At 68.9% G+C, this 20,608-nt stretch carries 23 protein-coding genes, 1 pseudogene and 1 riboswitch; of the genes and pseudogenes, 10 read left to right on the top strand and 14 right to left on the bottom strand.

Translation table 11 applies throughout. The features are described from left to right. Positions 1–9: 9 nt before the first annotated feature. On the bottom strand, positions 10–408 hold the full coding sequence (locus tag QE449_RS03025) for an NUDIX domain-containing protein (protein WP_307109665.1): 399 nt from the start codon (positions 406–408) through the stop codon (positions 10–12). 146 nt (positions 409–554) lie between these two features. Between QE449_RS03025 and QE449_RS03020 the strand changes: the two genes are divergently transcribed. The 6 genes and pseudogenes from QE449_RS03020 (at position 555) to mnhG (ending at position 6,939) form a co-directional block, all read left to right on the top strand. Then, positions 555–3,380, top strand: coding sequence for a Na+/H+ antiporter subunit A (locus QE449_RS03020; RefSeq protein ID WP_307108184.1), 2,826 nt, complete (start codon positions 555–557; stop codon positions 3,378–3,380). Further along, the gene (locus QE449_RS03015) at positions 3,377–3,946 is read left to right on the top strand and encodes a Na(+)/H(+) antiporter subunit C (RefSeq protein WP_027506246.1); all 570 of its coding nucleotides are present in this window, start codon (positions 3,377–3,379) and stop codon (positions 3,944–3,946) included. Before QE449_RS03020 ends, QE449_RS03015 begins: the two co-directional genes overlap by 4 nt. Continuing rightward, positions 3,943–5,586 (top strand): Na+/H+ antiporter subunit D, encoded by a 1,644-nt coding sequence (locus QE449_RS03010; RefSeq protein ID WP_307108183.1) that lies wholly within the window; start codon positions 3,943–3,945, stop codon positions 5,584–5,586. Before QE449_RS03015 ends, QE449_RS03010 begins: the two co-directional genes overlap by 4 nt. After that, positions 5,583–6,248 carry a Na+/H+ antiporter subunit E gene (locus QE449_RS03005; RefSeq protein ID WP_307108182.1) on the top strand — a complete coding sequence of 222 codons (666 nt, stop codon included), beginning with the start codon at positions 5,583–5,585 and terminating at the stop codon, positions 6,246–6,248. The genes QE449_RS03010 and QE449_RS03005 overlap by 4 nt, the downstream gene beginning before the upstream one ends. After that, a pseudogene (locus QE449_RS03000) lies at positions 6,245–6,496 on the top strand (monovalent cation/H+ antiporter complex subunit F); the annotation flags it as partial. The gene QE449_RS03005 and the pseudogene QE449_RS03000, both read left to right, overlap by 4 nt. Before the next feature lie 95 nt (positions 6,497–6,591). After that, on the top strand, positions 6,592–6,939 hold the full coding sequence (gene mnhG / locus QE449_RS02995) for a monovalent cation/H(+) antiporter subunit G (RefSeq protein WP_027506245.1): 348 nt from the start codon (positions 6,592–6,594) through the stop codon (positions 6,937–6,939). Between the two features lie 15 nt (positions 6,940–6,954). Here the strand turns inward: mnhG and QE449_RS02990 are convergent, their stop codons facing one another. The 4 genes from QE449_RS02990 to QE449_RS02975 form a co-directional block, all read right to left on the bottom strand. Then, positions 6,955–8,070, bottom strand: a complete 1,116-nt coding sequence (locus QE449_RS02990; RefSeq protein WP_037186102.1) for a glutamate--cysteine ligase — start codon at positions 8,068–8,070, stop codon at positions 6,955–6,957. Positions 8,071–8,111: 41 nt separating this feature from the next. After that, a complete protein-coding gene (locus tag QE449_RS02985) occupies positions 8,112–8,843 on the bottom strand; it encodes a superoxide dismutase family protein (RefSeq protein ID WP_027506243.1) in 732 nt (243 codons plus the stop codon). A 47-nt stretch (positions 8,844–8,890) separates the two neighbouring features. Continuing rightward, the gene (locus tag QE449_RS02980; protein ID WP_222632640.1) at positions 8,891–9,367 is read right to left on the bottom strand and encodes a LytR C-terminal domain-containing protein; all 477 of its coding nucleotides are present in this window, start codon (positions 9,365–9,367) and stop codon (positions 8,891–8,893) included. 129 nt (positions 9,368–9,496) lie between these two features. Then, on the bottom strand, positions 9,497–9,805 hold the full coding sequence (locus tag QE449_RS02975) for a DUF3263 domain-containing protein (RefSeq protein ID WP_027506241.1): 309 nt from the start codon (positions 9,803–9,805) through the stop codon (positions 9,497–9,499). A gap of 271 nt (positions 9,806–10,076) precedes the next feature. Between QE449_RS02975 and QE449_RS02970 the strand changes: the two genes are divergently transcribed. Genes QE449_RS02970 through QE449_RS02960 form a run of 3 tightly spaced genes read left to right on the top strand, consistent with a single transcriptional unit; the run spans position 10,077 to position 12,444 of the window. Next, positions 10,077–10,673, top strand: a complete 597-nt coding sequence (locus QE449_RS02970; RefSeq protein WP_027506240.1) for a peptide deformylase — start codon at positions 10,077–10,079, stop codon at positions 10,671–10,673. After that, positions 10,670–11,599 (top strand): GNAT family N-acetyltransferase, encoded by a 930-nt coding sequence (locus tag QE449_RS02965; RefSeq protein WP_307108181.1) that lies wholly within the window; start codon positions 10,670–10,672, stop codon positions 11,597–11,599. Before QE449_RS02970 ends, QE449_RS02965 begins: the two co-directional genes overlap by 4 nt. A gap of 11 nt (positions 11,600–11,610) precedes the next feature. After that, positions 11,611–12,444: an exodeoxyribonuclease III gene (locus tag QE449_RS02960; protein ID WP_056441401.1), complete on the top strand. Its 834-nt coding sequence runs from the start codon at positions 11,611–11,613 to the stop codon at positions 12,442–12,444. Here QE449_RS02960 and QE449_RS02955 read toward each other — a convergent pair. Both QE449_RS02955 and QE449_RS02950 read right to left on the bottom strand, forming a co-directional pair. Continuing rightward, positions 12,351–12,731, bottom strand: a complete 381-nt coding sequence (locus tag QE449_RS02955) for a GNAT family N-acetyltransferase (RefSeq protein WP_285184263.1) — start codon at positions 12,729–12,731, stop codon at positions 12,351–12,353. The two genes, QE449_RS02960 and QE449_RS02955, sit on opposite strands and share 94 nt — an antisense overlap. A gap of 87 nt (positions 12,732–12,818) precedes the next feature. Next, positions 12,819–13,145 carry a GNAT family N-acetyltransferase gene (locus QE449_RS02950; protein ID WP_056442260.1) on the bottom strand — a complete coding sequence of 109 codons (327 nt, stop codon included), beginning with the start codon at positions 13,143–13,145 and terminating at the stop codon, positions 12,819–12,821. Between the two features lie 210 nt (positions 13,146–13,355). On the opposite strand from QE449_RS02950, the gene thiD reads away from it, so the two are divergent. Further along, positions 13,356–14,210 (top strand): bifunctional hydroxymethylpyrimidine kinase/phosphomethylpyrimidine kinase, encoded by an 855-nt coding sequence (gene thiD / locus QE449_RS02945; protein ID WP_307108180.1) that lies wholly within the window; start codon positions 13,356–13,358, stop codon positions 14,208–14,210. Here thiD and QE449_RS02940 read toward each other — a convergent pair. The 7 genes from QE449_RS02940 to thiO form a co-directional block, all read right to left on the bottom strand. Further along, complete coding sequence (locus QE449_RS02940; protein WP_197027813.1) at positions 14,172–14,990, bottom strand: adenylate/guanylate cyclase domain-containing protein; 819 nt, start codon at positions 14,988–14,990, stop codon at positions 14,172–14,174. The two genes, thiD and QE449_RS02940, sit on opposite strands and share 39 nt — an antisense overlap. A 42-nt stretch (positions 14,991–15,032) precedes the next feature. Then, positions 15,033–16,517, bottom strand: a complete 1,485-nt coding sequence (locus tag QE449_RS02935) for a M28 family peptidase (protein ID WP_307108179.1) — start codon at positions 16,515–16,517, stop codon at positions 15,033–15,035. Positions 16,518–16,542: 25 nt separating this feature from the next. After that, positions 16,543–17,337, bottom strand: a complete 795-nt coding sequence (locus QE449_RS02930) for an ABC transporter permease (protein ID WP_027506235.1) — start codon at positions 17,335–17,337, stop codon at positions 16,543–16,545. Further along, a complete protein-coding gene (locus QE449_RS02925) occupies positions 17,334–18,287 on the bottom strand; it encodes an ABC transporter ATP-binding protein (protein ID WP_307108178.1) in 954 nt (317 codons plus the stop codon). The genes QE449_RS02930 and QE449_RS02925 overlap by 4 nt, the downstream gene beginning before the upstream one ends. A gap of 102 nt (positions 18,288–18,389) precedes the next feature. Further along, positions 18,390–19,148 carry a thiazole synthase gene (locus QE449_RS02920; RefSeq protein WP_027506233.1) on the bottom strand — a complete coding sequence of 253 codons (759 nt, stop codon included), beginning with the start codon at positions 19,146–19,148 and terminating at the stop codon, positions 18,390–18,392. Next, on the bottom strand, positions 19,141–19,347 hold the full coding sequence (gene thiS, locus QE449_RS02915; RefSeq protein ID WP_027506232.1) for a sulfur carrier protein ThiS: 207 nt from the start codon (positions 19,345–19,347) through the stop codon (positions 19,141–19,143). The genes QE449_RS02920 and thiS overlap by 8 nt, the downstream gene beginning before the upstream one ends. 9 nt (positions 19,348–19,356) lie before the next feature. After that, positions 19,357–20,451 carry a glycine oxidase ThiO gene (gene thiO, locus QE449_RS02910; RefSeq protein WP_307108177.1) on the bottom strand — a complete coding sequence of 365 codons (1,095 nt, stop codon included), beginning with the start codon at positions 20,449–20,451 and terminating at the stop codon, positions 19,357–19,359. Then, positions 20,444–20,551, bottom strand: a riboswitch (TPP riboswitch). Its footprint overlaps the gene before it by 8 nt. Positions 20,552–20,608: the final 57 nt, after the last annotated feature.

Below are 20,608 nucleotides of genomic sequence, written 5' to 3'. Positions count from 1 at the left end.
ACGGGTTCCTCAGATCACCAGGCCCTGCGCCTGGAGGTGCCGGAAGACACGCATCGATCCCGGCGCGACGTCCGGCATGGCGGCGTACTCGGCGACGGTGAACCACCGCAGATCAGCGATCTCGCTGGTGGCCCGAGGTTCGCCGGTGAGGTCGGCGGAGAAGCACGTCATGTGCAGATCACGGCCGAGGGGGTCGCCGAACGCCGGGCACTCGACCACGCACAGCAGGTGCACCGACGACTCGACGACGTCGACGCCCAGTTCCTCCCGCACCTCGCGGTGCAGCGCCTGGAGTGGTGTCTCACCGGGATCGATCTTGCCGCCGACCATGTAGAACGCACGCTTGCCGACCGACCGGGCCTGCAGCATCCGGCCGTCACGGACGAGGGCGAGGGCGGCGGTGCGCAGTGGTTCGGTATCGCCCGGTGACCATACCCGTACCGGGGGTGGGTATCGCTGACCGCGAGGGCGTGGACCCGCACCGGTAGTATGGAGTGGACGACGTCTCGTGCGTCCGACACCCCGCCGCCCCGACGTCCACGACGGAGTGCCTCTTGCTTTCCATTCTCGTTGCCCACACGGTGGCCGCGCTGATCGCGCCGCTTCTCGTGCGTCTGTGGGGACGACAGGCTTTTCTTCCGCTCGCCGCGGTGCCGGCCGCCTCGCTCGTGTGGGTGGCCGCGAACTGGAACACCGAGCAGCGGCTGTCCATCGAGTGGGTCCCCGGACTCTCCATGAACATCGATCTGCGCTTCGATTCCCTGGCCGCGGCCATGTCCACGCTGGTGCTCGGCATCGGCGCACTGATCCTGCTCTACTGCGCTCGCTACTTCGAGGACGACGAGCCCCGTCTGGGCATCTTCGCCGCGGAGCTCGTCGCGTTCGCCGGAGTCATGTTCGCGCTGGTCACCAGCGACAACATGCTGATGCTCTACATCTTCTGGGAACTGACGACGGTGCTGTCGTTCCTGTTGGTCGGGCACTACGCCGAGCGCGCCTCTAGTCGACGTGCCGCGACGCAGGCTCTGCTGGTCACCACGGCCGGCGGTCTCGCCATGCTGGTCGGCATCATCGTGCTGGGCCAGATGGTGGGCAGCTACAACCTCTCCGACGTCATCGAGGCGGCTCCGCGCGGCTGGTTGGCGGGCACCGCCCTGGTCCTGGTCCTGGTCGGTGCGCTGAGCAAGTCGGCCATCGTTCCTCTGCACTTCTGGTTGCCCGGCGCCATGGCCGCGCCGACACCCGTCAGCGGGTACCTGCACGCCGCGGCGATGGTCAAGGCCGGCATCTACCTGGTGGCGCGTCTCGCACCGGGCTTCGCCGACGCCGGGCCCTGGCGCTTCACCATCCTCACACTCGGTCTTGCGTCGATGCTCGTCGGCGGCTACCGCGCACTGCGTGCGTACGACCTCAAGCTCGTGCTCGCCTTCGGCACGGTGAGCCAGCTCGGCTTCCTCGTCGCCATCGTCGGCATCGGTTCGCGCACGGCGATGCTCGCAGGCCTCGCGATGGTCCTCGCCCACGGCTTCTTCAAGGCCGCGCTGTTCATGGTGGTGGGCATCATCGACCACTCGACCGGCACCCGAGACGTGCGCAAGCTCGCGCATCTCGGGGACCGGTCACCCGTTCTCGCCGCGACGGCCGTGATCGCAGCGGCGAGCATGGCGGGCCTTCCGCCGTTCCTCGGTTTCATCGGCAAGGAGACCGCGTTCGAGTCGACGCTCGACTCGGACGCGATGGGTCCGCTCTCGTCTGTGCTGGTGCTGGCCGCGATGGTCGTCGGCTCGATCCTGACCGTCGCCTACAGCCTGCGCTTCGTGTGGGGCGCCTTCGGTCGCAAGAAGCTGCGGCAGCCCAGCGCCGCCGTCGCCTCGATGCACGCACCGGGATGGTTCTTCCTCTTCCCGCCCGTGCTGCTCGCCGTCCTCGGACTGGTGGCCGGCCTCGCCGCGCCGGTCGTCGACACCCTGATCGCGCCGTACAGCAAGACCCTGCCGTCCTACGGCGCGGAGGACTACCACCTCGCGCTGTGGCACGGCGTCAACCTCCCGCTGGGTCTGACCGTCGTCGTCATCCTCGTCGGCGTCCTGCTCTACCGGGTGCACAAGGCGATCGCGCGAACGGTCCCGGCCGTGCCGCTGAACGCCGACCGGGTGTACGACCGCGTCCTCTACCTGATGGACCTGCTGTCGCTGCGCCTCACCGGAACCACCCAGCGCGGTTCGCTTCCCGGCACGCAGGCGACCATCCTCGCCACCCTCGCTCTGTTCCCGCTCGTGTCGCTGATCGTCTACACCCGTACCGGCGTCGAGAGTCGTCTCGCCGACTCCCCGATCCAGCTCGTCGTGGGCGCCATCATGGTCGCGGCCGCGATCGGCGCCGTGGTGATGAGGAACCGTCTGGCAGCGGTGCTGCTCGTCGGTGTGACCGGCTACGGCTGCGGTGTGCTGTTCGCGGTGCACGGTGCGCCTGACCTCGCGCTGACCCAGTTCCTCGTCGAGACGCTCACGTTGGTCGTGTTCGTTCTCGTGTTGCGCAAGCTGCCGGCGGAGATCGACGAGGGGCGCGCGTTCGGCCGCAAGCCGGCACGCGCTGCCCTGGCCGTGCTCGTCGGCATCACGGTCACGCTGGTGGGAGCGTTCGCGATGAACGCACGTAGCACCCGCCCCATCGCGGAGTTGCTCCCGGACGCCGCGTACAACTTCGGTGACGGCAGCAACGTGGTCAACGTGATCCTGGTCGACATCCGCGCCTGGGACACCCTCGGCGAGATCTCGGTGCTGCTCGTCGCGGCCACCGGCGTCGCCAGCCTGGTGTTCCGCAATCGTCGCTTCGGCAGTGCGCCGCGCGTGTCCGACGCCCCGTCGGCGATGGACGGCCAGCAGGTCGCGTCCGAGATCACGTGGCTCAGCGGCAGCGATCTCATCGACCCCAAGCACCGCGTCCTGGTCCTCGAGATCACCACTCGCCTGGTGTTCCCGACGGTCATGATGCTGTCCATCTACTTCTTCTTCGCCGGCCACAACGCGCCCGGCGGCGGCTTCGCGGGTGGACTCACCGCCGGCCTCGCCCTCGTGCTGCGCTACCTCGCCGGTGGCCGCTACGAGCTCGGCGAGACGGTGCCGTTCGACGCCGGGAAGATTCTCGGCATCGGCCTCCTGTTCGCCGGCGGTACGGCCCTCGCCTCGTTGTTCCTCGGAGCACCGGTGCTGTCGTCCGCCACCTTCGAGGTGACGCTCCCGATCCTCGGCGACATCAAGATGGTGACCGCCCTGTTCTTCGACCTGGGTGTCTATCTCATCGTCGTCGGACTGGTTCTCGACGTCCTTCGAAGCCTCGGAGCGCGCCTCGACGCGCAGATCGAAATGAGCCGCCAGTGACCGCGAACATCGGAATGCTCGTGGTCGTCGCCGCGCTGATCGCGGCCGGGGTCTATCTGCTGATCGAACGCAGCATCATCCGGATGCTGCTCGGCGTGCTGCTGATGGGCAACGGGCTGAACCTGCTGATCCTCACCTCCGGCGGTGGGTCGGGCAATCCACCCGTGGTCGGACGCGTGTCCGAGGTCGCCGACGGTGACGCGGATCCGTTGGCGCAGGCCCTGATCCTCACGGCCATCGTCATCACGATGGGCATCGCCGCCTTCGTGCTGGCCCTGGCGTACCGGTCGTACACGATCAACATCGCGGACGTCGTCGAGAACGACCCCGAGGACACCAAGGTGCTCACGCGTCGCAGCCTCGCGGACGCTCCGGACCGCGACAAGTCCGACGATCCGATCACCGGCGAGCCCGGCGAGGCCGGAGACGCCTTCGACAAGGACGGAAACCCGATTCCTCTCGACCAGATCGCCAACCGCGAGGACCTCGAGTGCTACGAGGATCTCCACGAGGGCAAGTTCCGTGACCGGGACGACGTCTCCACGCCGGCGGGTGACTCCCGATGACGCTGTCGCCGACCATCATCGGAACCCTCACCCCGCTCCCGGTCCTCATCCCGCTGCTCGCGGCCGCCCTGTGCCTCGTGCTCGGTCGGAAGCCACGCGCGCAGCGGGCGGTCACCATCGTCGCGCTCGTCGCCGTGACCGCCGTCTCGTGCGTCCTGCTCTACCTGGCGGACCGGGACGGCACCACCGCGCTGCAGGTCGGCGGGTGGGAGGCGCCGATGGGCATCACCCTGGTGGTCGACCGCCTGTCCGCTCTGATGCTGGTGGTCTCGTCGATCGTGCTGCTGGCCGTCATCGTCTACGCCGTCGGGCAGGGCATCCGCGACGGTGACGCCAATCAGCCGGTGTCGATCTTTCTACCGACGTACCTGGCGCTCACGGCGGGTGTGTGCAACGCGTTCCTCGCCGGTGACCTGTTCAACCTGTACGTGGGGTTCGAGGTCCTGCTCGTCGCGTCGTTCGTGTTGCTGACGCTCGGTGCCAGCGCCGAACGGGTGCGTGCCGGCGTCTCGTACGTCATGGTCTCCGTCGTCTCGTCGATGATCTTCCTGGCGGGCATCGCCGCCACGTACGCGGCCACGGGCACTCTGAACTTCGCCCAGCTCGCGCTGCGTTTCGACGACATCCCGCAGGGCACGCGGCTCGCGATCTTCTCGATCCTGCTCGTCGCGTTCGGCATCAAGGCCGCGGTCTTCCCGCTGTCGGCCTGGCTCCCCGACTCCTACCCGACGGCGCCCGCGCCGGTCACCGCCGTGTTCGCGGGCCTGCTCACCAAAGTGGGTGTGTACGCGATCATCCGGACCCACACGCTGCTCTTCCCGGACGGCGCCATGGACAACGTGCTGCTGGTCGCCGGTCTGCTCACGATGGTCATCGGCATCTTCGGTGCCATCGCCCAGAGCGAGATCAAGCGTCTGCTCTCGTTCACGCTGGTCTCGCACATCGGCTACATGATCTTCGGTGTCGCGCTGTCGACGAAGGCCGGTCTCTCCGGGTCCGTGTACTACGTGGCCCACCACATCCTGGTGCAGACCACGCTGTTCCTCGTGGTCGGTCTCATCGAGCGCCAGGCCGGGTCGTCGTCGCTGCGCCGGCTCGGTGGTCTCGCCGCGGCCAGCCCGCTCCTGGCCATCCTGTTCCTCGTTCCCGCGCTCAACCTCGGCGGCATCCCCCCGTTCTCCGGCTTCATCGGCAAGGTGGCGCTGCTGCAGGCCGGTGCGGACAAGGCGAGCGTGCTGGCCTGGGTCCTCGTCGCGGGCGGCACGATCACCAGCCTGCTCACGCTCTACGTCGTCGCCCGTGTGTGGACGAAGGCGTTCTGGCGCGCCCGCGCCGACGCCCCGGACGGCGATATGTCGGACGACTCCCCCACCGCGCTGCTCGACAACGCCAACGACGTCGACTTCGACAGCCGCGTCGATCCGGGCCGGATGCCGGTCGGGATGCTCGTCCCCACAGTGGGACTGGTGCTCGTCGGACTGTCGCTGACCGTGTTCGCCGGACCGTTCATCGGGATCAGCGACCGCGCCGCGGACGACCTGCGTGACCGCAACGTCTACATCTCGGCCGTGCTGGGCACCGTCGACGATCCCGTCACCTACGCGGACGGACGCGACGCACCGGCGGAGGGAGGACGATGACCCTCATGAGTCGCGACGTCGCCCTCAAGGCCGCATTGCTCGCATGGCTCACCGGCGTGTGGGTGCTGTTGTGGGGCAACGTCTCTGCGGCCAACATCCTGGGCGGCCTCGCGGTCGGCACGTTCGTGATGACCGTGCTCGCGCTCCCGCGCGTTCCTGTCGAGGGCCGGGTGCACCCCCTGTCGGTGGTGCGACTGATCGGCGTGCTCGTCTGGTACGCGGCGGTGTCCAGCGTCCAGGTCGCCTGGGCCGCGATCCGTCCCGGACCGTCACCCGTCAACGCGGTGCTGCGCTACCCGGTGCAGATCAAGTCCGACCTGGTGCTGACGTTCATGGTGGACGCGCTGAACATGGTGCCCGGCACCATGGTGCTCGACATCGACCGCGAGGATCGGGTGCTGTACATCCACGTCCTGGACGTCGCGAAACCCGATGCGGTGGACCAGTTCCGCACCATCGTGCGTGCCTACGAGACGGCCTTCATCTCCGCGTTCGAGCGCGACCCGGAATGGCACCCGGCCACCGAGATCGAATCGATGGCGGACGCCGACGTGGACAGCGTGGCCGACACCGTCGACGACATCAGCACCGACTACTCCGACAAGTCCGGCGACGAGAGTTCGTCCGCCCGCAGGTCGGACCGGAAGGAGGACCGGTCGTGACCGTCGTCCTGATCGTCTCCGGCGTGATGCTGCTGTCCGCCGCCGTCATCACCGCGTATCGCCTTCTCGCCGGCCCCAACTCGCTCGACCGCCTCGTCGCCGTCGACACGCTCATCGCGCTCACGGTCTGCGGGGTGATGGTGTGGGCGGTGTACTCCCGCGACACCACGCTGGTGCCGTCCATCGTCGCGCTGTCAGTGGTGGGCTTCGTCGGGTCGGTGAGCGTGGCGCGGTTCCGCGTCGCCGACACACCCGAGACCCGGCGCGCCGCGGCCGCCGCCACGGCGCGGACCCCGCACCCACCCCGCGGAGACGAGTCCGGCGACCGACGGCAGGGGAAGTCATGACACTCGTCCTCGACATCATCAGCGGCACGATGATCATCCTGGGATCGATCCTCGCGCTCACGGCGGCCATCGGAGTCGTCCGCTTCCCGGACACGTTGTCCCGCATGCACGCCGCCACCAAGCCTCAGGTGGTGGGGTTGATCCTGATTCTCATCGGCGCGTTCATCAGCCTGCGCGGCAACGTCGACATCTGGATGATCTTCCTCGTCGGCGTCTTCACGGTGCTCACGGCGCCGATCATCGCGCACACCGTGGGCCAGGTCGCCTATCGCGAGCAGAGCAGCCGTGACGACCTCTTCATGGTCGACGAGCTGCGCGCGGACGAGCGCAACGACCGAGCCTGATCAGCGACGTTCTGGTCAGCGGAGTTCGGAGATGAGCGAGTCGACGACGGCGATGAGGTCGCCCCCCGACCTCTCCGCCACGGCACGCTGACGCTGATACGACGCACCCTGGCGCGGGATGTCCGCGACGCGGCCCAGCTCGTCCGCGCACCCCAGCCGTACGGCGATCGGGGTGAGCTTCTCCAGCAGGTCGAACAGGTCGTCGGTCATGAGCCGCTCGTTGCTGTCGGCGTCGAGCACGATCTCGGCGTCCAGGCCGTATCGCGCCGCGCGCCACTTGTTCTCCTGCACGTGCCACGGCGGGATGGTGAGCAACGGCTCGCCGGCATCGAGCCGCTCGTCGAGATACACCACGAGGCAGTGGATCAGAGCGACCAGGGCACCGAGCTCACGCTTGGTGGACACCCCGTCGCACACTCTGATCTCGATGGTGCCGAGCCGCGGCACGGGACGGATGTCCCAGTGCATGCCGCCGAGCTGCGAGATGACGCCGGTCTTCATCTGGTCGTGCACGAAACCCTCGAACTGCGACCAGGTCTCGAACTGGAACGGCAGTCCCGCGGTGGGGAGCTGCTGGAACATGAGCGCGCGGTTGCTGGCGTAGCCGGTGTCCGACCCGGCCCACATCGGGGACGACGCGGACAGCGCGAGCAGGTGCGGGTACTGCAGCAGGATCGAATTGAGAATCGGGAAGACCCGGTCGGCGGAGCGGAGTCCGACGTGGACGTGGACGCCCCAGATCAGCATCTGCCGACCCCACCACTGCGTGCGCTCGATCAGCTCGTCGTAGTGCGGGGCCGCGGTGAGCTGTTGCGACGACCACTCGGCGAACGGGTGTGTCCCGGCGCAGAACAGGTCGACTCCCAACGGATCCGCGGCGCGGCGCACAAGATCCAGCGACTCGCTCAGATCGTCGATCGCTTCACCGACGGTGTCGCAGATGTCGGTCACCAACTCGACCGTGTTGCGCAGGAGTTCCTTCGTCACGCGCGGCGTGTGCGCTCCCGCTAGTTCCACGACGCCGTCCATCACCTCGGACGCGGTGTTCGACAGATCCCGCGACACGCGGTCGACGAGCGCGATCTCCCACTCGACGCCGATGGTCGGACGCTCCGACCCGGCGAACGGCACCGTGGTCGCTCTCGACTCGTTCTTCAGGGGGACGTGCCCGTCTACTCGGACTCGACGACCGCGCAGGCGACGCGGCTGCCGGCGTCGCCCGTGCTGAGGGTCGTCGCGTCGGGAACGGGCTGGCCGTCGGGCAGCGTGTAGCGCGTCGGGATGTTGGCGAAGTTGTCGGCGCCCGAGTGGACGATGACGGCCACGCCGCCGCGCAGGTCGTCGAGCGTGACCGAGTCGGTCGTCGTCGTGAGGTCGGCGGTGCCGTCCTCACGCACCTGCAGCGAGGTCAGGTCGCCGCTGGCCGGGTGACCGGTGTTGCCGTTCACCTGCAGGTGACCGCCGGCGGACAGGAATGCGCCGGGCTCGCCGCCGGTGGGAGCGACCGAATCGGGCTCGCACACGGGGTTCTGATGCATGTGCAGGCCGTGGAAGCCGGGGGTCAGACCCTCTGCCTCGACAGTGACCTCGAGGTGTCCGTCGACCTCGGCGAAGGAGACCGTGCCCATGGTCTCGCCCTCGGGGCTGCGCAGGTCGCCGGTCATCGCGGCCTCGGTCGCCGAGCCCCCGCCCTCGGAACCCTCGCCGCCCGCGCTGTGGGACTCCTCGCCGTGCTCGGAACCCGCGGGCGCGGCGGAGCTGGTGAAGACGGGCGGGGTCGTGCCGGCGACGTCGCTGGCTTCCTCGCCGTTGCTGCAGGCCACCATGCCGAACAGGGCTACTGCGGCGAGAGGCGCCACGACGAGGGTGCGAGGTGCGACTCGGCTGCGCTTCCAGCTGGCCATGGTGAAGGTCTCCTAGATGTGTGGGGACGTGCTGACCTGAACTCTAGTCACCCGGTGACGATGACGATGATGCCGGGCGTGGAGGACTCGATGCCCTCGAAACGTGGTTCGACACCGAAGCCCAGTGTGGTCGCGATGCGTTCGGCCTCGGCCTGCTGACCGGACACCGACGGGTCGTAGTAGACCGTGGAGGCCGCGATGGTGCCGCTGCTGTAGTTGCCGGTCTCGCCGACCGTGAAACCGGCCGACTCGAGCGTCTGCGCCACCTCGGCGGCCAGTCCGCTGACATTGCTGTTGTTGAGTACGCGTAACGACTGTGCCGCGGCCGTGGTGGAGGACGGCGCACTGGTCGTCGTCGTGGCGGCCGACCCGGCGCTCGCGTCGGACTGCGGCGCGGCGGGTGCTGCCGCAGCGGCGGTGGTGGTCACGGCCGCTGCGGTGGAGGTGGGCGTGTCCTCGTCCGAGCCCGTGAGGGAGAAGAAGCCGAGACCTGCGAAGACGACGGCCAGCGACAGCAGAACCATGGCCAGCGCTCGCAACGGTGGGCCGGACGAGTCCGGGGTCGGAGTGCTCGCGGGGGTCTGATCAGTCACGCTGCGAGCCTAGCGACTCGGCCGAACCGGGTGACCCGGGGCGGCGCGGGACGACACCCGTCAGATCTCGAAGCCGAGTCGACGCGCAGCGCGTGCCTTCTGCCGGCTCGCGCGCAGACGACGCAGGCGCTTCACGAGCATCGGGTCCGCGGCCAGCGCCTCCGGCTTGTCCACCAGGGCGTTGAGCACCTGGTAGTAGCGGGTCGCCGACATGTCGAACAGTTCCTTGATCGCTTCTTCCTTCGCACCGGCGTACTTCCACCATTGGCGCTCGAACGAGAGAATGTCGTGTTCCCGGCGGGAGAGTCCGTCACTCGGCTCGTCGGCCCCGTCGGCTCGCCCGTGACTTCGCGCTGCAGCGCTGTCCATCTCACTCCTGTCGTCTGTGCCGCCCTCGGCATCGCGTCTCGCGAGCTCTGCCGTCGACCTCGGGCTGTGCCGTGTGAACCCGGCCGTGACCGTGTTCTCGCGCGTCCCCCGGACCCGAAGAGGTCCGCGCACGGCGGTGAATCACATCCGTGTCGTTCGCCGCCAATCTAACCACGGACCGGGCTCCGGGATGCGGCGACACCGCGGCGCGTCTCGGCCCGGCCGACCGGACCAGAAATCGTCCACCGGGCGGGCAGTATCCTTCTGGACCATGGCAATTCTCCCCATCCGTATCGTCGGTGACCCGGTGCTGCACACCCCCACCCAGCAGGTCACGGCGTCGCCCGCGGAACTCGAGACGTTGATCGCGGACATGTACGACACGCTCGAGGCCGCCAAGGGTGTCGGACTGGCCGCCAACCAGGTGGGTGAACCGCTCCGACTGTTCATCTACGACTGCCCCGACCACAGCGAGGACGGCACGGTGACGCGCCGCCGCGGCGAGGTGATCAACCCGGTTCTCGAGACGTCGGAGATTCCCGAGACGATGCCCGATCCGGACGACGACGACGAGGGGTGCCTCTCGGTTCCCGGCGAGCAGCACCCGACGGGTCGGGCCGAGTGGGCGCGTGTCACCGGAACCGATGCGAAGGGTGAGCCCGTCGACATCGAGGGGCACGGTTTCTTCGCGCGCATGCTGCAGCACGAGGTGGGCCACCTCGACGGTTTCCTCTACGTCGACGTGCTGGTCGGACGCAACGCGCGGGCGGCGAAGAAGGCCATCAAGAAGAACGGGTGGGGCGTACCCGGGCTGAGCTGGATCCCCGGCACCGTCGCGGATCCGTTCGGCCACGACGACGACGAGTGACTCGGGACGCCCCGGTTCCGGGCTCGCGGGTGGTGCTGCGGTACCGCCTGCCGGACGGGTCGACCCCGCCGTTCACCGACGTGATCGGCATCCTCGCGGCGTCCGGCACCGCGGTGACCGTGCAGCCGGAGTCCGGTGACCCGGTGACCGTGCCGGCCGAGCGCATCGTCGCACTCAAGGCGTTGGCACCTCGGCCCGTCCGCAATTCGGAGATCCGCGGTCTCGAGAGTGCGGCGGCCGATGCGTGGCCGGGCCTCGAGCAGGAGTGGATCGGTGGATGGCTGCTCCGCGCCGGCGCCGGCGTGACCCGACGCGGCAATTCGGCGAGCCCCCTGCGTCCCGACGCGTCCGCCGTCGACCTGCCGGCCGTCGCGGCCTGGTACCGCGACCGGGACCTGCAACCCTCGCTGTCGTTGCCGGACCGACTTCTCGGGGCGCCGGCGGGATGGAGCCTGTCGGCCGAGGCACTGGTGCTGACGCTGCCGATCCCGTCGTCGACCGGGCCGGACACGGACACGGACACGGACACCGAGCGCATCGCCGCGCCCGACGACCGATGGCTGGCGCACCATCCCCGCTACCGGCATCGTCCGGACCTCCTCACCGCGGTCCACGACGGTGTCGTGACCTTTCTCCGACGAGGCGACACCGCAGTCGCCCGCGCTGCCGTCACCGCATCGCCGACCGGACGACGCTGGGTCGGCATCACCGCGGTGGCCACTCGACCCGACGAGCGTCGGCGCGGTCACGGGTCCGCGGTGTGTGCCGAAGCGATGCGGTGGGGTGCCGACCACGGCGCGACGCACGCCTACGTCCAGGTCGAGGTGGACAACGACGAGGCGCGATCGCTGTACGAGCGCCTCGGCTTCACGGAGCATCATCGCTACCGCTACGCGAGCCCGGAGGGTGTCACCGCCCCGGGCTAGGGTCGCTCACCGTGCGCCTGGCTACCTGGAACGTGAACTCCGTCCGCTCGCGAGTCGACCGCATCGTCGACTGGCTCGAGCGCTCCGATGTCGACGTTCTCGCGATTCAAGAGACGAAGTGCAAGGACGAGCAGTTCCCGTACCAGCGTTTCACCGACATCGGGTACCAGGTCGCGCACGTGGGCACGAGTCAGTGGAACGGTGTCGCCATCGCGTCACGCGTCGGGCTCGACGATGTGCAGATCGGGTTCGAGAACCAGCCGGGGTTCAGCAAGGACCCGGAGGTCCCGCCCGCCGACGAGGCCCGGGCCATCGGCGCGACCTGCGGGGGCGTGCGCGTCTGGAGCCTGTACGTCCCCAACGGACGGTCCCTCGAGGACCCGCACTACCGCTACAAGCTGGACTGGCTCGCGACCCTGCGCGACGACGCCCGGTCGTGGCTCGCCGCCGATCCGCAGGCACGCATCGCGTTGGTCGGTGACTGGAACGTGGCCCCCACCGACGACGACGTCTGGGACCCGGCGCTGTTCGAGGGCCGCACGCACACCTCGGGACCGGAGCGCGACGCGTTCCGAGCCATCGTCGACGAAGGATTCGCGGACGTGGTGCGACCGTTCACCCCCGGCCCCGGTGTCTACACCTACTGGGACTACACGCAGCTGCGTTTCCCGCGCCGCGAAGGGCTCCGCATCGACTTCGTGCTGGCCTCACCCGCACTCGCGGCGCAGGTCACCGACGCCTCGATCGATCGTCAGGAGCGCAAGGGGAAGGGCGCCAGCGACCACGCGCCGGTCGTCGTCGAGCTGGGCGGGGACGCCGCGGTGACCGAGCCGGCCGGGGCCTGATCGGCCACCATGGCGAGGTACTCGATGTTCGCGCCGATGAATCGCCGCACGTAGGAACACCGGGGCCAGATCGACAGGTCACCGATACGCAGGATGTCGAGGGCGCCGCGCACGAGGACCGCTGCCCACCCGTGGTCGCCGAACTCCTCCTTGACGACGGTGTGCTGGAGCACGACCGTGTCGCTGTCGGGTGCGACCTCGTACGCGAGGATGCCGACGAGCGCATCGCCGACGGTCAGGACGAAGCGTGAGTTGCTCGGATCGTCCGACACGAGACTGGTGTCCATGACAACAGTTCATCACCGATATTGTGACGGATGGTGTTCCTGTGACTGTTGATGCGCAATCGCGACGAAGTCGTCACGGTGTCGAGATCAATCGGCGGTCACCATGTCGCGGTACTCGGGGTTCTCGGCGACGAAGCGCTGCACGTAGGTGCAGACCGGCTTCACCTTCCAGCCGTAGCCGCGAGCAGCGTCGAGGGAGTTGCGGACCATGATGGCGGCGAGGCCGCGATGCCCGAAGTCCTCGGTGATGACGGCGTGCATGAAGCTGACGACGGGCTGACGACGCGCACCGCGTCCGACGGAGTCGACGGGGAAGTACCCGACGATCCCGACGAGGTCACCGTTGAGCCGGAGCTCGAACCGGTTCTGGTGCGGGTTGTCTGTCACATCGGTGACGGGCGCATCCGACAGCATCATTCTTCTCCTGGCGGCCGTGGGGCTCACCCGGTTCCTGTGCGAACCCGGGCGCGGGGCGGGACACGAGCAGCCTCGTCGCCGCGGTCGTGTGCATCACATGGGTGCATGTGACGTAGACCACTATTGCACAGGATTCGCGTCTTCGCCGGGGGAGCGGGTGAATATGTGGCGAACTCACTGGAAAAGCGCTCGAGTACAGTTCGGCGTGTGACAACGCTGCCTCTGGCACCTTCCGGGACGACGCCACTGCGCGTCCTCACCATCGCCGGCACCGACTCCGGCGGCGGCGCCGGAATCCAGGCCGACTCGCGCACCATCGCTCTGTGCGGACTGCATGCCTGCGTCGCGGTCGCCGCCGTGACGGTGCAGAACACGGTGGGAGTCAGCGGTTTTCACGAGATCCCACCCGCCGTGGTGGCCGACCAGGTGCGAACGGTGGTGTCGGACATCGGCATCGGCGCGGCCAAGACCGGCATGCTGGCGTCAACCGCCATCATCGAGGCCGTCACCGACGTGTGCACCGAGGTCGGGATCGGCCGCGGTGGCTCGGTACCGCTCGTCGTGGACCCGGTCTCGGCGTCGATGCACGGCGATTCCCTCCTGCACGCCGATGCGCTGGATGCGCTGCGCACCAAACTCATTCCCCTCGCCACGATCGTCACGCCCAACCTCGACGAGGTCCGACTGCTCACCGGCATCGACGTCGAGGACGAGGTGACGGCGCGACGGGCCGCCGAGGCACTGCACGCTCTCGGCGCCCAGTGGGCCGTCGTCAAGGGTGGGCACCTGCGGACCTCGTCGTCGAGCACCGATCTGCTTTTCGACGGTGAGCGGATGCTCGAGTTCACGAACCCTCGTATCGACACGGGCAACGATCACGGCGGCGGCGACACCCTCGCCGCAGCGCTGGCGTGCGCCCTCGCCCACGGCTACGCGGTGCCGGACGCGTTCGAGTTCGCGAAGGAGTGGGTCACGAAGTCGCTCGAGGCCGCGTACGACCTCGGCCACGGGCACGGCCCGGTCTCACCGCTCTGGCGACTGCACCAGTCGGCTGATGCGTAGATCCTCCGGAACACCGGTCAGCTTCGGCGAGAACAACCCGCGCCGGTAGGGCTTGGTGGCCAGCCCGACGGTGTCCAGCACCTCGGGTGACACCAGATCCAGCGCGGCGTTCGAGATCATGACGTTGCCGTCGGCACCGGTCTGCATGACGCGCGCGGCCACGGTGACGTCGACGCCGAGCCAGTCCGATCCCACGGCGCGCGGACAGCCGGTGTGAATGCCGACGCGCATCCGTGGGGTGTAGCCGTTCACGTCGACACGGGCCAGAGCAGTCTGCGCCTCGAAGACGGCCCGCACCGCGTTGTCCGCGCTCGGGAAGACGGCCATCAGCCCGTCTCCCAGGCGTTTGACGATGTGACCGCCGCGATCGAGCATCGGCCGCTCGACCGCACGGGCCACCTGCTTGAGCAGCACCAGAGTGGTGGCGTCACCGGCGGACAGCGACCACGTGGAGAAGCCGACGAGATCGGTGAAGACGATGGTGACCTCGCGCTCGCCCCGCCCGCGACCCGCGCGTTCGAGCACCGCCTGCCACACCTGCAGCGCACCCAGCGAGAGTTCCTTCGAGGCGCCGGGAGCGTCGCCCTGCAGCCGGTCGGTGACCCGCGCGACCATGCGCGCGGCTCCGGGTCCGGCCGTCGAGAGCGGATCGCCGAACGACGGATCACCGGGCAGCACTCCGCGTACGCGGCGGACCAGTTCGACGACCCGCGGCGTCCGATTGACGGTGCGGGCAGCGTCGGCAGCCCGACGGGCGGCGTCACCTGCGCTGATCTTCACCGCTCGACCATATCTTGTCGTTACTCCGAGTGACAGTAAACGTCACTCGGACTGACGGGCGGCGTCTCGATCGGCACCCACGGGGACGCCGTTCGGGCCCGTCACCGACTCGGCGTACGTGCCGATGCCGTAGGCGACGGCCTTCGAGTTGATGCCGAGAGCCTCCCGGTCGACGTTTTCGAGCGTGTCCTCGGCGGTGTGGTAATTCGGGTCGAAGGGCTCGTTCGCCGTCCCGCCCCAGCGCGCGGCCTGCTCCTCGGTCTTCACGTCGTCCGCGCCGCTGAAGACGCCGCCCGAGGGGATGCCGACCTCGATGAAGGGGCCGTAGTCCGAGCGCCCGTCGAAGTCGGTGCCGTCGGCGTCCTGCGTCGTGAGCTGCTCCTCGAAGACTCGCTCGATCGCGTCCGAGCCGGTGGGGCCGGCAGGCTCGCCGACCTGATCCGAGTCGTCTCCGTCGTAGACGAGGTAGCCGGCGTTGTTCGACCCGACCATGTCGAAGTTCAGGTAGAGCGCGATCGCGGCCTTGTCCTCGTCGGACAGTCCCTCGACGTACTTCGTGGATCCGACCAGACCGAGTTCCTCCGCGCCCCAGAACCCGAACCGTACGGCGTTGGTCACGTCCGGCGAGCCACCCATCTGCAGAGCGGACTCGAGCACGGCGGCGGTACCGGTGCCGTTGTCGTTGATGCCCGGGCCCTCGGAGACCGAGTCGAGATGCGCTCCTGCCATGACGACGTTCTCGGTGGATCCCGTCGTGGTCTGCGCGAGAATGTTGCGGCTGGTCGTGGTCTCGGTCTCCGCGGCGAGCGTGATCTGCGCGGTGGTCGGGGCCGCGGCCAGAGCGGCACCGTCCTCACGGCTGACACCCACCGACGGGATGCGGGCATCCTCCTTCGCGCCGAGCGTGCCGGCGTCGAGCGGACCGTCCTCGTTGTTGGACACGATGATCGCGGCGGCGCCGCGCTCGGCGGCGATCTGCCCCTTCTGCGCGAAAGAGCACACCCCGCGCGGGACCAGAGCGACCGCGCCGGTCAGCGTGAGGCCGTCGTAGTCGGTGGCCTCGCAGCCGGGTGAGTCGTCGGCAGGTGCTGCCACGATCGGACCGGAGACCCCACCGGCGGGCGTGGCCGGTGAGTACGTGAACGCGCTCACCGGCACGTCGCGGTCGGCAGCGCGCAGCGCCACCGAGTCGAGGGTGTAGCTGTCGAACGAGAACTCGGGCGTCTCGACGTCGAAGCCCGCGTCCCGCAGTGTGCCGGCCACGTAGTCGACGCTGGCGTCGTATCCGGCGGTGCCGGCGGCGCGATTCCCGTCGTGCGCGTCGGCGATGTCGGAGAGCTCCTGCAGGTGGCCCACCACCGCGTCGAGGGTGACGGCCTCGGACAGCGAAGAACCCGTGACCGGTGCGGCCACGGGTTCCTCGGACGGGGTGGCTTCCTCACCGGACGAGCCGGAGGAGCAGGACGACAGCGCGAGCACTCCCGCCGCACAGATCGCGATGGACAGGGTCGATCGTGTCGTCCGCATGAACGTCACCCTAACGAAAGAGCGGTCACGCGTCTCGCTTGTTCACCACCACCACTGCGGCGCCGAAGACGACGGCGACGAAGGCCGCGAAGTAGGCCAGGCTGCCCCACGGTCCCCAGTGGTACTCCACTCCACCGGGCGAACCGAGGAAGTTGTTCGCGTTCATGAACGGGAGGAAGGGCATGATGTCGCGCCCGATGCTGCCGAACAGGTTGAACAGCGACTCGATCAACAGCGGCCACAGGAGCAGCAGTGCGATCGCGGCGGCCGACTGTCGCAGCAGCGCACCGACTCCCACGGCGAGGACGACGCACAGGAAGGCGTAGATCGGGACACCGTAGATGGCACGCCACGCGTCCGAACCCTCGAGCACGAGTGCGGCGCCCGCATCGGGACCGGCCGTGGCCTTCGCGATGTAGAACGCGCCCAGCGTGAGCACCAGGGACAACACCGCACCGAAGACGCCGATGAGCAGTGCTTTCACGCCGAGTACCGAGGCACGGCTGGGGATGGCCTGGAACGTGGTCCGGATGATGCCGAAGCGATACTCGCTGGTGATCGACAGCGCCGCGAGAATCATGAGCACGAGAACGCCGAACCCGCTGACGCCGGCGACGGCGTCCGCGAGGGTCGGCAGGTACGGCTCGAAGCCGGGGTCGTTTCCGGCGGCGATGTCGTTCTGCACGGTGGTGACCGTCGACTTGGCCGTGATGCCGATGACGGCACCGATGCCCAGCCCGAGCGCCACGATGATGACGGTGCACCACCACGGCGACTTCGTCGAGGTGAGTTTGATTCGTTCCGCTGCAAGCACACTCATCGCAGTGCCCCTCCCATCGCGTTGTTGTCGGTACCGGCGCCGTGGTACTGCACGTCGTCACCGGTGAGTTTCATGAACGCGTCCTCGAGCGAACCGTGCTGGGACGCCAGCTCGTGCAGGACGATGTTGTGGCGCGCGGCGATCTCGCCGATCGCCTCCGTGGTGGACTCGGCCACCACGAGGGTCGGATGCACCTGATCGAGGCTGCTGGGCTCCTTGACCGTCAGACCTGCCGACGTGAGCGCGCTGCGCAGGGCGTCGAGCTGGGGGCTGCGGACGCGGACCGACGCCTCCGAGGCGCGGTCGACGAACTCCTGCACGGACGAGTCCGAGATGAGCCGACCGCGGCCGATGACGATCAGTTGTTCTGCGGTGAGCGCCATCTCGGAGAGCAGGTGCGAGGACACCAGCACGGTCCGCCCCTCGGCGGCGAGGCGCTGCATGAACTTGCGGATCCAGACGATGCCCTCGGGATCGAGTCCGTTGACCGGCTCGTCGAACATCAGGACCTTCGGGTCACCGAGCAACGCACCGGCCAGACCGAGTCGCTGCGACATGCCGAGGGAGAACCCGCCGGCCTTCTGCTTGGCCACCTCGGACAAACCGACGAGGCGGAGCACCTCGTCGACGCGGGACGAGGCGATGCCGTTGGAGGCCGCCATCCACTGCAGGTGAGCGCGCGCGGATCTGTTGGGGTGCACCCACTTCGCGTCGAGCAGAGCGCCGACGGTGCGAATGGGATTCTTCAGCTCACGGTAGGGCCGACCCTCGATGAGTGCCGTTCCGGACGTGGACTGATCGAGCCCGAGGATCATCCGCATCGTGGTGGACTTGCCGGCACCGTTGGGGCCGAGGAAGCCCGTCACGATACCCGGGCGCACCGTGAAGGAGAGATCGTCCACGGCTTTCTTCGCGCCGAACTGTTTGGTCAAACCTGTCACTTCGATCATGTGCATCAGGATGCCCGAGCGGGACCACCGACCACATCGCTCCCGGGTCTCGACCCGGGTCATCCGAAGGGATGACGCGACCCTGAGCCGCCCCCGGGGTGGTCAGTCGACGTCGGGCGAGGACGCCTGCGCCCAGAACCGTTTCGGGATCCGGCCCGCCAGCGCCGCCGATCGTCCGCCGCGCACTGCATCGGCCATGGCGGAGGCCATCATTCGCGGATCACGAGCGCGTGTCACCGCGGTGGCGAGCAGCACCGCCGAGCACCCCAGCTCCATGGCGAGTGCCGCGTCGCTCGCCGTGCCGATGCCGGCGTCGAGCACCACGGGAACCCCTGCGGCCGAGGTGATCATCTCGATGTTGTGCGGATTCGCGATGCCCAGTCCCGTCCCGATGGGCGATCCGAGCGGCATGACCGCAGCGCACCCCACGTCCTCGAGGCGACGCGCGAGCACCGGATCGTCGGTGGTGTAGGGCAACACGACGAAATCGTCGTCGACGAGTTGCTCCGCGGCGCGCACCAGCTCGATGGCGTCGGGCAGGAGGGTCCGCTCGTCCGCGATCACCTCGAGCTTGATCCAGTCGGTCTCCAGGGCCTCTCGCGCCAACTGCGCGGTGAGCACGGCCTCGGCGGCGCCGCGACATCCCGCCGTGTTGGGCAGCAGGGCGATGCCGAGGCGCGTGAGGAGATCGAGCACCCCGGTGCCGCCGGAGGCGTCGACGCGGCGCAGAGCGACGGTGGTGAGTTCCGTCCCCGATGCGACGAGGGCCTCCTCCAGCACTGCGAGGTTGGCCGCGCCCCCGGTCCCCATGATCAGGCGAGACGTGAAGGTACGGTCGGCGATGGTCAGCTGATCAGCCACCCTGCACCGCCGTCAGCACCTCGATGGTCCAGCCGCGGCCCACGTCCTCGCCCCAACGCGAGCGCGGCAGCACGATTCCGTCCACCGCCACGGCGATGCCCTTCTCGGGAAGACCCAGCTGGGTCAGCATGTCCTGCACCGTCGTGCCGGGCTCGAGGTCGTGATCCGCACCGTTGACGGTGACACCCACTGCGGTCATGTTCGTCTCCTACCGTGCCCGAGTCCGCGTGAGACTCGAAAACCGTTCGGGGAGAGCGCATGCCGCTTCCGTCAACGGCTCGCCCTCCAGTTCTGCCACCACGGCGTCCGCCGTGACGGGCGCGAGCAGCACCCCGTTGCGACCGTGCCCGGCGGCGACGATCACGCGGTCGTCCCACCGCCCGACCACGGGGATGTTGTCGGGGCTCCCCGGCCGCAGGCCCGCCGCCGTCTCCGCCAACTCGTAGTCACCGACGGCCGGGAACACGGCCTCGGCGTCCGCCAGGAGGTCGCGGACGCCGGCGACGGTCACGGCGGTGTCGTCACCGTGCTCGTACTGCGTCGCACCGACCACCAGACCGTCGCCACGGGGGACCAGGTACACCGCGCGACCGTTGACGCTCGCGCGGACGGTACGCGTCGGCGCACTCGCCGAGCCGGGGCGCGCACGCAGGCGCAGGATCTCGCCCTTCACCGGCCGCACCGGGACGTCCGACAGCAGACGGGACGTCGACCACCCCGCAGCGACCACCACACGATCGGTGGTGAGCGCGTCGAGGTCGGTGACGGGAGCACGCTCGATCCGCACTCCCCGGTCGCGGACCGCGGACTCCAACGCGAGGACCAACGCCCGGTTGTCCACCGACAACTCCCCTGGCGCCGACAGGCCCAGACGAACGCGCGGCGAGAGTGACGGCTCCAGAGTGCGCACCTCGCTGCGCGAGAGGATCTCGAGATCGTGGCCCTGCGCACCCACCCAGTCGGCGACAGTGCGCAGGTCCGCCGCGTCGGCCGAGTCGAACGCGACGGTCAACGACCCACTCGACACGACGACGCCCCGACCCTCCAGGTCCGCGCGCAGCACCGGATCGTGCCATCGCCGCAGCGACGCGGAACCGAGTGCCAGGAGTGCGTGTTCGCCGGGCCAGCCCTCGGACAGCGGCGCGAGCATGCCGCCCGCCACCCAGCTGGCGGCGCCGTCGCCGACAGCGCGTGCACCGAACGTCGGGTCGTGCAGGGTGACGGACCATCCCGCCGCCGCGGCGGCGCGGGCGCAGAAGAGGCCGATCACCCCGCCGCCCACGACGGAGACGGATCGCTGCATGAAACTCACTTCCTCCGCCGGCATGACCCGGGTCAGGTGGTTACGGTCTGGGCGGCCTCGCCCACTCTCAGCCCCGTCCGGGACTCCCGTGTTCGTTCCCCTTCACCCTAACCGGCTGATGACCCGACCGGCCTCCGGCCTTCCCGCCATCACCCGA

Origin of the sequence: Rhodococcus sp. SORGH_AS_0303, from assembly GCF_030819335.1 — a bacterium.
Classification (GTDB): Bacteria; Actinomycetota; Actinomycetes; order Mycobacteriales; family Mycobacteriaceae; genus Rhodococcoides.
Note: the sequence above shows the minus strand (reverse complement) of the source record. Positions and strands in the feature narration are given on the sequence as shown.

What these genes read in the sequence shown, in the direction of transcription:
- QE449_RS03010 (WP_307108183.1), top strand. Translation starts at nt 3,943, where the DNA reads ATGACGCTGTCGCCGACCATCATCGGAACCCTCACCCCGCTCCCGGTC.
- QE449_RS03005 (WP_307108182.1), top strand. Translation starts at nt 5,583, where the DNA reads ATGACCCTCATGAGTCGCGACGTCGCCCTCAAGGCCGCATTGCTCGCA.
- mnhG (WP_027506245.1), top strand. Translation starts at nt 6,592, where the DNA reads ATGACACTCGTCCTCGACATCATCAGCGGCACGATGATCATCCTGGGA.
- QE449_RS02985 (WP_027506243.1), bottom strand. Translation starts at nt 8,843, where the DNA reads ATGGCCAGCTGGAAGCGCAGCCGAGTCGCACCTCGCACCCTCGTCGTG.
- QE449_RS02980 (WP_222632640.1), bottom strand. Translation starts at nt 9,367, where the DNA reads ATGGTTCTGCTGTCGCTGGCCGTCGTCTTCGCAGGTCTCGGCTTCTTC.
- QE449_RS02975 (WP_027506241.1), bottom strand. Translation starts at nt 9,805, where the DNA reads ATGGACAGCGCTGCAGCGCGAAGTCACGGGCGAGCCGACGGGGCCGAC.
- QE449_RS02970 (WP_027506240.1), top strand. Translation starts at nt 10,077, where the DNA reads ATGGCAATTCTCCCCATCCGTATCGTCGGTGACCCGGTGCTGCACACC.
- QE449_RS02955 (WP_285184263.1), bottom strand. Translation starts at nt 12,731, where the DNA reads ATGGACACCAGTCTCGTGTCGGACGATCCGAGCAACTCACGCTTCGTC.
- QE449_RS02950 (WP_056442260.1), bottom strand. Translation starts at nt 13,145, where the DNA reads ATGCTGTCGGATGCGCCCGTCACCGATGTGACAGACAACCCGCACCAG.
- QE449_RS02935 (WP_307108179.1), bottom strand. Translation starts at nt 16,517, where the DNA reads ATGCGGACGACACGATCGACCCTGTCCATCGCGATCTGTGCGGCGGGA.
- QE449_RS02930 (WP_027506235.1), bottom strand. Translation starts at nt 17,337, where the DNA reads ATGAGTGTGCTTGCAGCGGAACGAATCAAACTCACCTCGACGAAGTCG.
- QE449_RS02925 (WP_307108178.1), bottom strand. Translation starts at nt 18,287, where the DNA reads ATGATCGAAGTGACAGGTTTGACCAAACAGTTCGGCGCGAAGAAAGCC.
- thiS (WP_027506232.1), bottom strand. Translation starts at nt 19,347, where the DNA reads ATGACCGCAGTGGGTGTCACCGTCAACGGTGCGGATCACGACCTCGAG.
- thiO (WP_307108177.1), bottom strand. Translation starts at nt 20,451, where the DNA reads ATGCAGCGATCCGTCTCCGTCGTGGGCGGCGGGGTGATCGGCCTCTTC.